General features: G+C 68.1%; 10 protein-coding genes and 1 pseudogene. 6 read left to right on the plus strand and 5 right to left on the minus strand.

Annotated elements, in window-relative coordinates; all coding sequences use genetic code 11:
• Positions 1 to 30 precede the first annotated feature (30 nt).
• Both eno and LJE69_RS10490 read right to left on the minus strand, forming a co-directional pair.
• Complete coding sequence (eno, locus tag LJE69_RS10485; protein WP_296924639.1) at positions 31 to 1,308, minus strand: phosphopyruvate hydratase; 1,278 nt, start codon at positions 1,306 to 1,308, stop codon at positions 31 to 33.
• Between the two features lie 187 nt (positions 1,309 to 1,495).
• The gene (locus LJE69_RS10490) at positions 1,496 to 3,148 is read right to left on the minus strand and encodes a CTP synthase (protein ID WP_296924642.1); all 1,653 of its coding nucleotides are present in this window, start codon (positions 3,146 to 3,148) and stop codon (positions 1,496 to 1,498) included.
• Positions 3,149 to 3,515: 367 nt separating this feature from the next.
• Between LJE69_RS10490 and LJE69_RS10495 the strand changes: the two genes are divergently transcribed.
• The 3 genes from LJE69_RS10495 (at position 3,516) to nhaD (ending at position 6,692) form a co-directional block, all read left to right on the plus strand.
• Positions 3,516 to 3,923, plus strand: coding sequence for a sulfur globule family protein (locus LJE69_RS10495; RefSeq protein WP_296924644.1), 408 nt, complete (start codon positions 3,516 to 3,518; stop codon positions 3,921 to 3,923).
• Positions 3,924 to 4,255: 332 nt separating this feature from the next.
• Complete coding sequence (gene fnr, locus LJE69_RS10500; RefSeq protein WP_296924646.1) at positions 4,256 to 5,014, plus strand: fumarate/nitrate reduction transcriptional regulator Fnr; 759 nt, start codon at positions 4,256 to 4,258, stop codon at positions 5,012 to 5,014.
• 250 nt (positions 5,015 to 5,264) lie between these two features.
• The gene (nhaD, locus tag LJE69_RS10505; RefSeq protein ID WP_296924648.1) at positions 5,265 to 6,692 is read left to right on the plus strand and encodes a sodium:proton antiporter NhaD; all 1,428 of its coding nucleotides are present in this window, start codon (positions 5,265 to 5,267) and stop codon (positions 6,690 to 6,692) included.
• 202 nt (positions 6,693 to 6,894) lie between these two features.
• Here the strand turns inward: nhaD and dnaQ are convergent, their stop codons facing one another.
• Positions 6,895 to 7,641, minus strand: a complete 747-nt coding sequence (dnaQ, locus tag LJE69_RS10510) for a DNA polymerase III subunit epsilon (RefSeq protein ID WP_296924650.1) — start codon at positions 7,639 to 7,641, stop codon at positions 6,895 to 6,897.
• 328 nt (positions 7,642 to 7,969) lie between these two features.
• Between dnaQ and LJE69_RS10515 the strand changes: the two genes are divergently transcribed.
• From LJE69_RS10515 to LJE69_RS10525, 3 genes are all read left to right on the plus strand, one after another.
• Positions 7,970 to 9,547 carry a cobyric acid synthase gene (locus tag LJE69_RS10515; protein ID WP_296924652.1) on the plus strand — a complete coding sequence of 526 codons (1,578 nt, stop codon included), beginning with the start codon at positions 7,970 to 7,972 and terminating at the stop codon, positions 9,545 to 9,547.
• A gap of 100 nt (positions 9,548 to 9,647) precedes the next feature.
• On the plus strand, positions 9,648 to 9,938 hold the full coding sequence (locus LJE69_RS10520; RefSeq protein WP_296924654.1) for a type II toxin-antitoxin system ParD family antitoxin: 291 nt from the start codon (positions 9,648 to 9,650) through the stop codon (positions 9,936 to 9,938).
• Complete coding sequence (locus LJE69_RS10525) at positions 9,935 to 10,261, plus strand: type II toxin-antitoxin system RelE/ParE family toxin (protein ID WP_296924657.1); 327 nt, start codon at positions 9,935 to 9,937, stop codon at positions 10,259 to 10,261. The genes LJE69_RS10520 and LJE69_RS10525 overlap by 4 nt, the downstream gene beginning before the upstream one ends.
• A gap of 383 nt (positions 10,262 to 10,644) precedes the next feature.
• Here the strand turns inward: LJE69_RS10525 and LJE69_RS10530 are convergent.
• Positions 10,645 to 11,175: pseudogene (locus LJE69_RS10530) on the minus strand (formylglycine-generating enzyme family protein); the annotation flags it as partial.
• A 48-nt stretch (positions 11,176 to 11,223) separates the two neighbouring features.
• Positions 11,224 to 13,179: an ATP-binding protein gene (locus LJE69_RS10535; RefSeq protein ID WP_296924659.1), complete on the minus strand. Its 1,956-nt coding sequence runs from the start codon at positions 13,177 to 13,179 to the stop codon at positions 11,224 to 11,226.
• Positions 13,180 to 13,772 lie beyond the last annotated feature (593 nt).

Genomic DNA, 13,772 nt, shown 5'->3' on the forward strand with positions numbered 1-13,772 from the left:
ATTGACAAATTCCCCTATGGGGGTCGTTACTCAGAGGTACTTGAACGCGGAGCGACCGGGATAGACGGCGGCATCGCCGAGCTGGTCCTCGATGCGCATGAGCTGGTTGTACTTGGCCACCCGGTCGGAGCGCGACATGGAGCCGGTCTTGATCTGGCCGGTGCCGGCAGCGACCACGAGGTCGGCGATGGTGGTGTCCTCGGTCTCGCCGGAGCGGTGCGAGACCACCGCCGTGTAGCCGGCGTCCTTGGCCATCTTAATGGCCTCGAAGGTCTCGGTGAGAGTGCCGATCTGATTCACCTTGATCAGGATCGAGTTGGCGATGCCCTTGTCGATGCCTTCCTGGAAGATTCTAGTGTTGGTGACGAAGATGTCGTCGCCCACCAGCTGCACCTTGTCGCCGAGGCGCTGGGTCTGCGCCTTCCAGCCGTCCCAGTCGCCCTCGGCGAGGCCGTCCTCGATGCTGATGATCGGGTACTGGCGCACCCAGTCCAGCAGCAGGTCGGTCATGCCAGCGGAATCCAGCTTGCGGCCCTCGCCCTTGAGGTCGTAGACGCCGTCGACATAGAACTCGGACGCGGCCACATCCATGCCGAGGGCGACGTCCTGCCCAGCCTTGTAGCCGGCCTTGTCGATGGCCTCCAGGATCACCTCGATGGCGGCCTCGTTGGAGGACAGGTCCGGCGCGAAGCCGCCCTCGTCGCCGACGGCGGTGGCGAGGCCGCGGCCGTGCAGGACGGACTTCAGCGCATGGAAGACCTCGGCCCCGTAGCGCACCGCCTCGCGCAGGCTGGGCGCGCCTACCGGCAGGATCATGAACTCCTGGAAGTCGACGCTGTTGTCCGCGTGCTCGCCGCCGTTGATGATGTTCATCATCGGCACCGGCAACACGTGCGCGTCGTCACCGAGATACTGGTACAGCGGCAGGGACTTCTCCTGCGCCGCCGCGTGCGCCGCGGCCATGGACACGCCGAGGATGGCGTTGGCACCGAGCCGGCCTTTGTTGTCGGTGCCGTCCAGGTCGATCATCTTGCGGTCGATGGCCTCCTGGGCGCTCACCTCCATGCCCTTGACGGCGTCGCGCAGCTCGCCATTGACGTTGTCGCGGGCTTTCAGCACGCCCTTGCCGCCGTAGCGGGCCTTATCGCCGTCGCGCAGCTCCAGCGCCTCGCGCGAGCCGGTGGAGGCACCGGACGGCACCGCGGCGCGGCCGATGGCGCCGTCGGCGGTGATGACATCCACCTCGACGGTGGGATTGCCACGGGAGTCAAGAATCTCGCGGGCACGGACATCGACGATCTCGGACATGGTTCGGTTCTCCAGCTTGGGTCGCAGGTACTACAGAGCGATGGGCAGGGGGATGTGCATGTTCGGCAACAGAGGCGCGTCAATGACCGGCGCAAGGCGGCGGAGCCAGCCGGACGGCATGGCCCGGACCACATGGGTCGGGCGGCGCGGATCAGACAACCGGGGGCCGGGCGGCATGGCATGCCGCTCAGGCGACCTTGTCCGCCGCCCGCCGCTGCCGCTGCCGCTGCGCCAGCGCGGCCTCAATGAATCCGCGGAACAACGGGTGGCCGTCCCGCGGCGTAGACGTGAACTCGGGGTGGAACTGGCAGCCGACAAACCATGGATGATCCGGGATCTCGATGATCTCCACCAGCCTCGAGTCCAGCGACCAGCCGGAGAAACGCAGCCCCGCGTCCTTCATGGCGTCCAGGTAGCGGTTGTTGAATTCGTAGCGGTGCCGGTGGCGCTCGCGGATCTGGTGGCGGCCATAGACCCGGCGCGCCAGGCTGCCGGGCTCCAGCCGACAATTCTGCCCGCCGAGCCGCATGCTGCCGCCCTTGTCGGTCTCGGCGGAGCGGACCTCGCGCTGGCCGTCCTCGGTCTGCCATTCGGTGATCAACGCGATCACCGGGTGCGGCGTGTCGCGGTCGAACTCGGTGCTGTGGGCACCGGCGAGGCCGGCGACGTCGCGCCCGTACTCGATGACGGCCACCTGCATACCGAGGCAGATGCCCAGATACGGCACGCGCCGCTCACGGGCATAGCGCGCCGCGGCGATCTTGCCCTCGATACCGCGCTCGCCGAAGCCGCCGGGGACCAGGATGGCGTCGACGTCGCTCAGGCAGTCGGTGCCGCTGCGCTCGATCTCCTCGGAGTCCAGGTATTCGATCTTGACCCGGGTGCCCGTGTGCACGCCCGCGTGGGCCAGGGCCTCGGACAGCGACTTGTACGCTTCCGTGAGGTCCATGTACTTACCCACCATGCCGATGGTGACCGTCTCGCGGGGGTGCTCGAAGCCCTCCAGCACCCGCTCCCACTCGGACAGGTCCGCCGCCGGGACGTCGAGGCCGAACTGGTCCACCACCAGCGCGTCCAGCCCCTGGGCGTGCAGGAGCATCGGGATGCGGTAGATGTTGTCGGCATCCACGGCGGAGATGACCGCGTTTTCCGGCACGTTGGTAAAGAGCGCGATCTTGCGCCGCTCGTCCTCCGGCAGGTCCTGCTCGGCGCGGCACAGCAGCACGTCCGGCTGGATGCCGATGGAGCGCAGTTCCTTCACCGAGTGCTGGGTGGGCTTGGTCTTGATCTCGCCGGCGGTGCGGATGTAGGGCACCAGCGTGAGATGAATGAACATGGCGCCGCGCGGCCCCAGCTCGACACGCATCTGGCGAATGGCCTCCAGGAACGGCAGCGACTCGATGTCGCCAACGGTGCCGCCGATCTCCACCAGCGCGATATCGGCCTCGTCCGCGCCCAGGCGGATGCTGGCCTTGATCTGGTCGGTGATGTGCGGGATCACCTGCACCGTGCGGCCCAGGTAGTCGCCGCGGCGCTCCTTGCGGATCACGCTCTCGTAGATCTGGCCGGTGGTGTAGTTGTTGTTGCGGCCCATGCGCGTGCGCAGGAAGCGCTCGTAGTGGCCGAGGTCGAGGTCGGTCTCGGCACCGTCGTCGGTGACATAGACCTCGCCGTGCTGGAACGGGCTCATGGTGCCCGGGTCCACGTTGATGTATGGGTCGAGCTTGATCATCGTGACCTTCAGGCCACGGGCCTCGAGCAGCGCGCCGAGGGACGCGGAGGCAATACCCTTACCGAGCGACGACACAACGCCGCCGGTGACGAAGATGAGCTTGGTCATGGTTCCTGTTCCGACCCGAACTGAGCCCTGGGACGCGGAGACGGGGCGCCGGGACAGGCCCCCAAAAATATAGACGCGATCGCTGGCGGCGGCGCCGGCCGCTAGGTTACATCACCCGGCAAGTCCGGGACGTTAGCAAAATACCCGGCCTGTCTCAATTCAGCGCCGGACGGCCGCAAAGGCGCGCGAGCATAAGCGAAAAGCTCTGAGAAACGGGCTTTTAGCGCACTTCACAAGCCGAAACCGGACACGTATACTCGGCCGCGTTCGTAGTCCTACGGACCGCCGGACCCGCCCGCCGCGGCAGCAGCCGCCACCCGCATCCGGCGCGACGAGTCAAACAGAATCCCTTAAGGAGCGTCAGATCATGCAAAAGCTTGCCAAGATCTTCGGCATCGCCGCCATCGCCGGTGCGGCCACCTTCTCGATGAGCGCCGCGCAAGCCTGGTGGGGTCCGGGCGGCTGGGGCGGCCCCGGCTACGGCAGCGGCTGGGGCGACGGCATGGGCGATTGGTTCAACGACATGTTTGGCGACGGTTACGGCGACTTCAACATGAGCATGTCCGGCGGCGGCCGTGGCTATGGCCGCGGTCGCGGCTACGGCTATGGCCGCGGCTACGGCTCTGGCTACGGCTACCCGTACGGCGGCTATGGCTGGGGCGGCTATCCGGGGGGCTGGGGCGGCTATCCGGGCTGGGGTGGCTACGGCATGCCGTACGCTGCGCCTTACGCCGCACCGGCAGCCCCCGCTGCCCCGGCTGAAGAGGCCAAGTAAGGGCTCGCCATCTGCGTCCCTGCGGCCGATGCCGTCCGGCATCGGCCACGGAGGCCGCGCCCTCCCCGGCGCGGCCTTTTAGTTTCTGCACACATCGGCTCGACAGATCGCCAGGGCGATCCTGCCGCACGGGCGCACCACACCGTCGGACAGTCCTGCAAACCGAAGGGCACGCGCCGAAATCGCGCTACGGAAAGCCCCTATATAGGCGGCTTCGCCGAGAAAAATCAGTAATTACACCAACACCGACGCGTGAAAGCGACAGCAATCGGCCTTGATGCATGTCAACTTGAGTTGCAGAATAGGGCTGTCAACCAGCCGGGGACACCGCCTTGACTCAACGCAAAGTTATTTCCTTCGACACCATCCGGGTCGCCTGCAAGAACTGTACGCTGTCGCAGCTGTGCCTGCCGATGGGCTTGTCGCCGGAGGACGTCGACCGGCTCGATAGCATCGTGAAGCGCTCCCGCCCCCTGCACCGCGGGGATCACCTCTTCCGCAGCGGCGAGCGCTTTCGCTCCCTGTATGTCGTGAAGACCGGCTCGGTGAAGACCTACACGCCGAGCGAAGAAGGCGGCGAGCAGGTGCTGGGCTTCCATCTGCCCGGCGAGATCATCGGCCTCGACGCCATCGACCAGGACTCTCATGCCTGTTCCGCCAAGGTGCTGGAGACCTCCGCCATCTGCGAGGTGCCATTCCAGCGCTTCGAGGAACTGTCCTCCTCCATCCCGAGCTTGCAGCACGCCATGTTCCGGCTGCTGAGCAAGGAGATCGGCCACGACGCCGAGATGCTGCTGCTGCTCGGCAAGAAGAACGCCGAAGAACGGCTCGCGGCGTTCCTGGTGAGCATGTCGCAGCGCCTCAGCAAGCGCGGCCTGTCACCCACCGACTTTTACCTGAGCATGTCCCGCCACGAGATCGGCAACTATTTGGGGCTCGCCGTGGAGACCGTCAGCCGGCTGTTCACCCGCTTCCAGGACGAGGGCCTCGTGAAGGTGGACCGCAAGCACGTCGAAATACTGGACCTCCCCACCATCGAGGGCCTCGCCGGCGCCACGCAGACCGCCGGGAGCCGGCGCCACTCGCACTGACGCCTCCCGCAGAACCGACATCCAGGGCAACCAGAACGCGGGCTCCCCGCGGCCTGGCTGCCTCTCCAATCCCCCGGCGCGGATAGGTCCCCATCCCCCTCGGCGCCATCCGGGAAAACCAATACAATGGCGCCCTCGCGCGGGCGCCCCCAGCCATTGGGGTACCTCGCGCCGGCCGCGCCGCTGCGCCATGAAGGCCGCCTGGCCTGCTGACACCCCGATCCCAGACGACGATCCTCAAGGAGCTTCCATGCATCAACCGGCGGTAAAGACGACGCTGGCCCTGCTGCTATTTCTGTTGGCGCCCACGCTGGCGTTCGCGTCGGAGGGCGGCGCGCCGCTCGATCTGACCTCGGCATGGGTGGGCTACGCCGCGCTCGCGATCTTTATCACCGCCTACGGCCTTGTGATGGCCGAGGAGTACACGGACCTGCGCAAGTCCAAGCCGGTGGTGCTGGCGGCGGGTCTCATCTGGTTTCTGATCGCCTACTACTACGCGTTCGAGCACGGCGACACGCACACCGTCGAAGGCGCGGTGCGGCACACCATCATGGAGTTCGCCGAGCTGTTCCTGTTCCTGCTCGCGGCCATGACCTACATCAACGCCATGGAGGAGCGGCGGGTGTTCGAGTGGCTGCGCGCCTGGCTGGTGGGCAGCGGCTGGAGCTATGGCAGGCTGTTCTGGACAACCGGCTTTCTCGCCTTTTTCATCTCGCCGGTGGCGGACAACCTGACCACGGCACTGCTGATGTGCGCGGTGGTGATGGCCGTCGGCGCGGACAGCCCGCGCTTCGTCGTGCTCAGCTGCATCAACATCGTCGTCGCCGCCAACGCCGGCGGCGCCTTCAGCCCCTTCGGCGACATCACGACGCTGATGGTCTGGCAGAAGGGCGTCATCGAGTTCCGCGACTTCTTCCTACTGTTCCTGCCCGCGCTGGTGAACTACGTGGTGCCGGCGTGGTTCATGAGCCGAGCGATCCCGGCTGGCACACCGCCGCCGAGCGATGAGCAGGTGCAGATGAAGCGGGGCGCCAAGCGCATCGTGCTCCTGTTCCTGTTGACCATCGCGACGGCCGTCAGCGCGCACAGCGTCCTGCACGTGCCGCCGGTGCTCGGCATGATGACCGGACTCGCGTACCTGAAGTTCTTCGGCTACTACCTGGAGCTGACGCGGAAGAAATCCACTGCAAAGGCGGGCCGCATCGAGGACAGCATGCCCTTCGACGTCTTCGACAAGGTGGCCCGCGCGGAGTGGGACACGCTGCTGTTCTTCTACGGCGTGATTCTCTGCGTCGGCGGCCTGGGCTTCATCGGCTACCTGGAGCTGGTGTCGCACTTCGCTTACGGCGATATGGGTCCAGGCGTTGCCAACGTCTTGGTGGGCCTGCTCTCGGCCATCGTCGACAACATCCCGGTGATGTTCGCCGTGCTCACAATGAACCCGGACATGTCCCAAGGGCAGTGGCTCCTGGTGACGCTGACCGCCGGCGTCGGCGGCAGCCTGCTCTCCATCGGCTCCGCCGCGGGCGTGGCGCTGATGGGCCAGGCGAAGGGCGTCTACACCTTTGTTGAGCACCTGAAGTGGAGCCACTACATCGCGCTGGGCTACATTGCGAGCATCGCAACGCACTTCCTCGTGAACTTCTGGATGTTCTCGAAGCCGGCGGGAGTCGGCTGAGCGCGCACTCGGGCTTCGCTGTCGCTCGGCCCGATCGGCGCCTAGAGATATTCCCGAAGCCCGCGAGGGGACTGTGGGAGCGGCGTCCCCGCCGCGATGATCAGCGCGGCATTGCGGCGTGGCGCCCCGCCCACGGCAGTCTGCGGCGGCGTTCCGGCTTACGCGATCGCTCGCGGGCGCCTCGGCAAGGGCGACTGCCAAGTCACCCGGTGGCCACCGCCACCCCGGCATCGTCCGCCGTCTCTTCGGCGAGCCAGACACAGCCGCCGCTGGCCTTGTGGATGGCGGCGAGCCGGGTCTCGTGGGCTGCCAGCTCTTCGGCGCTAGCGCGCACGACCCGGAGCTTGCCGCGCGGCACGGACAGGTGACGCACCTCCTCGCGCCGCAGCCCCGTCTCGGCATTGTCCTCGCCGCCGAGGTGCAGGCTCACCTGGCCGCCGGTCATGGCCAAATAGACATCGGCCAGGATCTGCGCGTCCAGCAGCGCGCCGTGCAGCTCACGGTGGGCGTTGTCGATGCCGTAGCGCTTGCACAGCGCATCCAGGCTGTTGCGTTGCCCTGGGTGCATGCGCCGCGCGAGGGCCAGGCTGTCCGATACCGTGCAGAGCTGGTCGATGGCCGGCGCGTCGGACCGCCACAGCTTGAGCTCGTGGTTCAGGAAGCCCACGTCGAAGGGCGCGTTGTGGATCACCAACTCCGCGCCCCGGCAGTAGTCCAGGAATTCCCCGACGATCTCGGCAAAGCGAGGCTTGTCGGCGAGGAACTCGTTGGTGATGCCGTGCACCGCCTCCGCGCCCGCGTCGATCTCACGGTCCGGCTGGATGTAGCGGTGGAAGTCGTTGCCGGTGAGCCGCCGCTCGATGACCTCCACGCAGCCGATCTCGATGATCCGATGCCCTTCCGACGGCTCCAGGCCGGTGGTTTCCGTATCCAGGACGATCTGACGCATAACGATTCTTGTCCCCTAAGGTTCCAAGCTCAAGATTCAGCACGTGCCGAGCGCCAAGCACCGGGCGCCAAGCGCCGCAGGCTGCCGTGAGGCCGGCGCTTGGGGTTCGGCGCGGCGTTTGCCAAGGTCGTTGTCGTTCGTTGTCGTTGTCGCTGTCGCTGTCGCTGTCGCTGTCGCCGCGATCATTAACGCATTTGCGAAGAATTCAGCGCGCTGAAGACTGCACGGTCTTGGCAGTCGGCAGTCGGCAGTCGGCAGTCGGTAGTCTGTAGTCGGCCGCGCAGCTTACTCAATTCCCCACCCTCACCACAAAGGCTAACCCGAGCCCATGTCAGACACCGCCCCCAGCATCGACCTCCAGCTCCCGCCCTTAGGCGATCACGGCCCGCGCCGCGCCCGCGCGCTGATGATCCAGGGTACGGCCTCCGACGTGGGCAAAAGCCTGCTCGTCGCCGGGCTGTGCCGGGCCTACACCCGGCGCGGGCTCGTGGTGCGGCCGTTCAAGGCGCAGAACATGAGCAACAACGCCGCCGTCACCGCCGACAGCGACGCCCCGCCCGGCCCCGACGGCGAGCGGCCCCGCGGCGAGATTGGCCGTGCGCAGGCATTGCAGGCGCGCGCCTGCGGCGTGCCGCCGTCCATCCACATGAACCCGGTGCTGCTCAAGCCCCAGACCAACGTCGGCTCGCAGGTGGTGCTGCGCGGGCGCGCGCTGGGCAATTGCCCGGCGCGGGTCTACCACGAGATGCGCCAGGGCATGATGCCGGCGATCCTCGACAGCTTCGAGCGCCTCTGCGCCGAGGCCGACCTGGTGCTGGTGGAGGGCGCCGGCAGCGGCGCGGAGATCTATCTGCGCAACAGCGACATCACCAACATGTACTTCGCCGAGCGCGCCGACTTGCCGGTGGTGTTTCTGGGCGATCTGGACAAGGGCGGCACCATGTCGCACCTGGTGGGCACCTGGCTGCTGCTGGACCAGCCGGACCGGGACCGTGTCGTCGGCTACCTGGTGAACAAGTTCCGCGGCGACTTCTCGCTGTTCGAGCCCGCCTGCGAGACCATCACCGCGCACACCGGCTGGCCCTTCCTGGGCGTCGTGCGCTGGTTCGAGGGCGCATCCCGCCTGCCCGCCGAGGACTCGCTCGCGCTGGAGCGCCCCGCGGAGCAGGACTGGACCGGCGGCGGCACGCTCAACATCGCCGTCCCCCGGCTGTCGCGCGTCGCCAACTTCGACGACATGGACCCGCTCGCCGCCGAGCCCGCGGTGAACCTGCGCTGGCTGATGCCCGGCCAGGCCCTGCCGGCGGACACCGACGTGGTGATCCTGCCCGGCTCCAAGGCCACGCGTGCGGATCTGGACATCCTGCGCAAGGAGGGCTGGGACATCGACATCCTCGCCCACGTGCGCCGTGGCGGGCGCGTGGTCGGGCTCTGCGCCGGCTTTCAGATGCTGGGCCGCGTGGTGCGCGACCCGCAAGGCATCGAGGGCGCGCCCGGCGACACGCCTGGCCTCGGCCTGCTGGACATTGAAACCGAAATCGGCGGCGACAAGCGCCTCATCGAGCTATCCGCGCGGGACGGCGTCAGCGGCTGCCGGGTCGAAGGCTACGAGATGCACATGGGCCGCACCACCGGCGCCGGCCTGGAGCGGCCCTGGCTCATGCTGGAAAACACCGATGGCATGAGCCGCCCCGAGGGCGCCACCAGCCACCACGGCCGCGTCATGGGCGGCTACCTGCACGGCATCTTCGCCGGCGACGCCTTCCGCGCCCACTGGCTCGCGCAAATGGGCACCCAGGCCGCGCAGCTCGACTTCGACGCCCGCATCGAGCAGGCGCTCGACGACTTGGCCGCGCACATCGAGGCCAACCTGGACCTGGACGCGTTGCTGGCGCTGGCGCGTTAGCGCGGCATGCACCAAAGCATCCGAGGCTGCTGCGCTCGGTTGGCAGATTCTGCCATCCACGATACCCTTGCCTCATTCGCCTCAGGATCGGAGCCACCCCATGCCTACACGCAATGTCGTCCTCACCGATCACCAGGACGCGATCATCGGCCATCTCGTTGCAAGCGGTCGCTACCAGAACGCGAGCGAGGTGCTGCGCGCCGGACTGCGGCTGCTGGAGCAGCGCGAGGCCGAGGACGCCGCCCGGCTCACAGCGCTTCGTCGAGCGGTCGAGGTGGGCGTTGCGGACCTCGATGAACAGCGCTTCGATACGCTGAACGATGCCGCGGAGGTGGACGCCTACCTCGAGGAGATCGACCGCGCGCTTGCCGCCGACGATGCGTCCGCATGAGCCGAATGATCATCTCGGCCGCTGCGCGCCGAGATATCCGGCGGGCGCTGGAACACAGCGCCCGGCGTTGGGGTCCGGAACAACGGCGACGCTCCGGCAACCTGATCGGCGATGGCTTGAAGGCGCTCTTCGACAACCCGAGGCATCCGGCGAGCCGCGCCCGGGATGACATCATGCCCTGCGTTCGCACCTATCACATCGCCAAGCCGGGGCGCCCCGGCCGCCACCTGATCGTGTACCGCATCGGCGCCGGCGACAGCGTTCAAGTGATCCGCTTGCTGCACGATGCCATGGACCTGGAGCCCGCTTTCTCACGACCTTGATCCGGAGATGATCGCGCCGTTGCTCCAGAGACTGGGCAAGAATCCGCTGTGGGGTGGGCAAAGCGATAGCGTGCCCACCATGAGGCATCCGCAACTCGCTGAAAGATGGGTACGCTTCGCTTTGCCCATCCTACCCTGGAGCCACCGATCGGGCGTTTCTGCGAATACTCGCCCAGTCTCTGGAGCGTGGGAGCGAGGTAAGGATGAGGCGCCGCGGGGCTCGCGCCCGGTGGCGGCGCCTCGGTTTGATATGCGCCCGACGGCCTTGCCCGAAACGGGCCTGCCGAGCTTCGGCAGCCGTGCGGACGGGACGCACCCGCGCCATCCCTCCGAGACCCTCCGCACCCGCCAACCGTAGTCGGCAAGGCCTGTCGGACCCTGAGTCAGTGAAGGGGGATGTGGCCGGCACAGCACACGCGGAAACCCAGCGTGAAGTCCCTGACCTCGATGTAGTAGCGGTTGCGAAAGGCGGCACCCGACGCGGCCTGAAGATTGAACCAGGACCCGCCGCGCACCGCGCGCATCTCGTCGCCGTCCAAATTCGTATCGTCCTCCGTTCCGGCCTTGTTGAGGCACCACTCCCAGACGTTGCCGGCGCAGTCCATCAGCCCATACGGAGAGCGGTTGCCGGGGTAAAGACCGACGGCCGTGGTCTCGTTCAGCTTGAGTGGGCCGTCGCCCTCGACGGTCTCGTCGACATTGGCGGCGCCGCTGGTGTACGCGCCCACCCAGGGAAACGCGCGCCCGTCTGTGCCGCGGGCGGCCTTCTCCCACTCCAGCTCCGTGGGCAGCCGGACTTCCTGCGCGTCAGTCAGATCGCCCCTCGCGCGCAGCCGCGCGGTCAGCCAGCGACAGAAGGCCACCGCCTCCAGCCAGTTAATGGCCACGCGCGGGCGATTGCCGGCGGTCCATCTGTGCTCGTAGGCGGTGCACTTGCCGCGGGGCCACCAGGCGTCGTCCCCTTAGTCGTCGGCCCGGACGAAGGCGCGATATTGCGCGTTGGTGATGGGATAGCGCGCGATGAGGAAGGCGCCGGTCTTGCGCTTTTCGCCGTGCTGCCAGATGAACCTGCCCGGCGGCACGTCGCACCAGGCGATCTTGGGCAGGCCGTCGGCATCGACGCCGATGCCCTCGCGGTCGTCTCCCAGCGCGTCGAGGAGGTCGCCCACCGCCACCCGGTGCCAGTGCCAGCGCTCGGCGTCCGGGCCGGCGAACAGGGCGTCGATGTCGATGCCGGCGCGCAGCCACGCGGCCCTGTCGGTGCCGTGGGCGGCGTCGTGCTCGCGTAGCTGCCGCACCGCCGCGCACAGCGTCTCGGCCTTGCGTCCGAAGCGGGTCAGGGTGTGCAGCAGGTAACCGCGGGCGGCGCTGTTCTGCGCCTGTGCAGCATGGGCCGCCAGGGTCAGCGCAGTGAGCTCCGCTGCGTCTTCCCGTGCCAGGTAATGCGCCACCGCCGGCTCGTCCTCGACCATGTCGGCCCAGAGCCCCGCCTCGTCGAACAGCCGGCGCAGCTCGTCCAGCATGTGCGTCGGGATGCCCTTGTCGGGCCGGCCGGCGGCGTGCCAGCGCTCGGCGTCGCGCAGGGTGTGCGGGCGGCGGATCAGCGCCTCCTTGCGGCGCTCGATCCAGTCCGCCAGCGCCGGCCAGGCGCGGAACAAGGCCTCGTGGGCCACCTCGACGACGCGGCCGGCGCGCTGCTCGTCTCCGGCAGTGGCCTCGGACTGCCGCGCGCCGGTGACCACCAATCGCACGGCCGGTGCGCTTAGGGCCTCGATGAGCCGCAGCTCGTCCGAGCCCTCGGCCCAGTGCCCGAGGTCCTCGCGCAGCCGGGTCGCGGCGCCGTCGGCCTGCACCGTCAGCAGTCGGCTGAAGACGCACGGCAGCACCACTGCGGTGTTGACCCCGGAGTCGGCGGCGGCTTTCTCGGCACGGTAGCGGATGATGCGCTCGAGGCCGGTTGGCGCTGCCGCGCGAGAGCCGCCGGCATCCGGTGCATCCGCTTCTGCCGCCGCGGGCTCGACGAGGTAATCGGCGAGACAAAGCCGCGGCGCGCGACGGCGGCCTTCCCGGAATGCCGTCAGGCATTCGTCGTAGAGGTCCTTCAGCGCGAACGCCAGCAGCGCCAGGCCGCCGGCCCGGCGGTCCGCGTCGGCCACCAGGCGCTTGACCAGATCCTCGTCGATGTCGGCACGCTTTTCGGGCAGCAGCACCCGTTCACGCAGCGGGCCCGTGATCATCGCCCGCAGCGCGCCGGCATCCGGCGCGTCCACGTGATACTGACCGCCGTCCCTGTTCATTTCCGCCCGCAGGCCCGGATGCGCGATGCAGGCATCCAGGAAGTCCGAGCGCACGGTAGCGACGACGCGGAAGCGCGGCAGGTCGAGCGCCGCGAGCAGGCGCGCGAGGAAGGCATCGGCCAGCTCGTCGTCCGGCACGCTGGTGAACAGTTCCTCGAACTGGTCGACGATCAAGAGCCATTCGGCGTGGTCGGGGCGGCCGTCGAGAACGCGGTCAAGCAGATCGGCGAATGCGCTGTCATCGTCCCGCAGCGCTTCCGCTTCCGTCTCCGCGTCACGCAGGCCGATGATAGGCGGCGCGACAGGCAACAGACCGAGCACCAGCGCCTTGAACGGGTTTTCGAGCTTGTGCTCGGCCGGGGTCATCGCGCTGACCACCCAAGCGACCGAGCCGGCAATGGGCGTATGTTCCGCATCATGGAGCCGCGCCCAGAGGCCGGCACGCACGAGGGAGGACTTGCCCGAGCCGGAGCGCCCGGCCACCAGCAGCAGCCGGCTGCCCTGCCGCCCCTGGAGCTTGGCGAGCAGGTCCAGGGTCTCCTGCTCGCGGCCGAAAAAGATGCGTGCCTGGGCATAGCCGAAGGCGGCCATGCCGGGGTAGGGATCGTAGCGCCAGTCCACCTCGCCGTCCGTGTCCGGGCAGTTCAGGTGGCGCCCCAGGGCGGCATGTTGCGCTTGCAGTCCGAACCGCTCGCGGGCCTCGGCGAGCAGGCAAGCCGAGCAGCAGGTCGCGCAGACTGACGAGCGGGTCCTGCGACAAAGCAGGCGTCGGGGATTGCTCCTCGGGGGCAGTCCCAGCGTGTTTGGATGACACACCGAGGTTCCTGCCGGCCGCACCCTCATCTCTGGCGCCGCCGGTGTTGCCGGGCGGTCGCCGCAGCATGCGCCGGGCACCCCAGAGGGTGGTCAGCGCAACGAAGAGGACGCTTAGCAGCGCCCAGACGGCGTTGGTGAGCAGACCGATGTAGAGGTCGCCGCAACGATCCGCCGGCAGCAGCCAGGGGACCAGGTCCAGCAGCTGTTCGCAGCCCGATTCGAGCCAGGCCGGCATCTCTGCGCCGGGGGCGGCGGGGCGGCGGGTTGAGCCGAGGTTACGAATGCGACGGTCGCGGCCGCCGCGAGCTGATGCGCCGTGGACTCGGTTCCGTGAGATCAGGCCGAAGCCGTCGGCATCGGAGCCCGCGACCGCGCCGGCGGAGACGACGAGTGCCGGG

This window comes from Thiohalocapsa sp. (assembly GCF_022340605.1).
Classification (GTDB): Bacteria; Pseudomonadota; Gammaproteobacteria; order Chromatiales; family Chromatiaceae; genus Thiohalocapsa.

Coding starts and splice junctions, on each gene's coding strand:
- eno (WP_296924639.1), bottom strand. CDS start 1,308: ATGTCCGAGATCGTCGATGTCCGTGCCCGCGAGATTCTTGACTCCCGT.
- LJE69_RS10490 (WP_296924642.1), bottom strand. CDS start 3,148: ATGACCAAGCTCATCTTCGTCACCGGCGGCGTTGTGTCGTCGCTCGGT.
- LJE69_RS10495 (WP_296924644.1), top strand. CDS start 3,516: ATGCAAAAGCTTGCCAAGATCTTCGGCATCGCCGCCATCGCCGGTGCG.
- nhaD (WP_296924648.1), top strand. CDS start 5,265: ATGCATCAACCGGCGGTAAAGACGACGCTGGCCCTGCTGCTATTTCTG.
- dnaQ (WP_296924650.1), bottom strand. CDS start 7,641: ATGCGTCAGATCGTCCTGGATACGGAAACCACCGGCCTGGAGCCGTCG.
- LJE69_RS10515 (WP_296924652.1), top strand. CDS start 7,970: ATGTCAGACACCGCCCCCAGCATCGACCTCCAGCTCCCGCCCTTAGGC.
- LJE69_RS10520 (WP_296924654.1), top strand. CDS start 9,648: ATGCCTACACGCAATGTCGTCCTCACCGATCACCAGGACGCGATCATC.
- LJE69_RS10525 (WP_296924657.1), top strand. CDS start 9,935: ATGAGCCGAATGATCATCTCGGCCGCTGCGCGCCGAGATATCCGGCGG.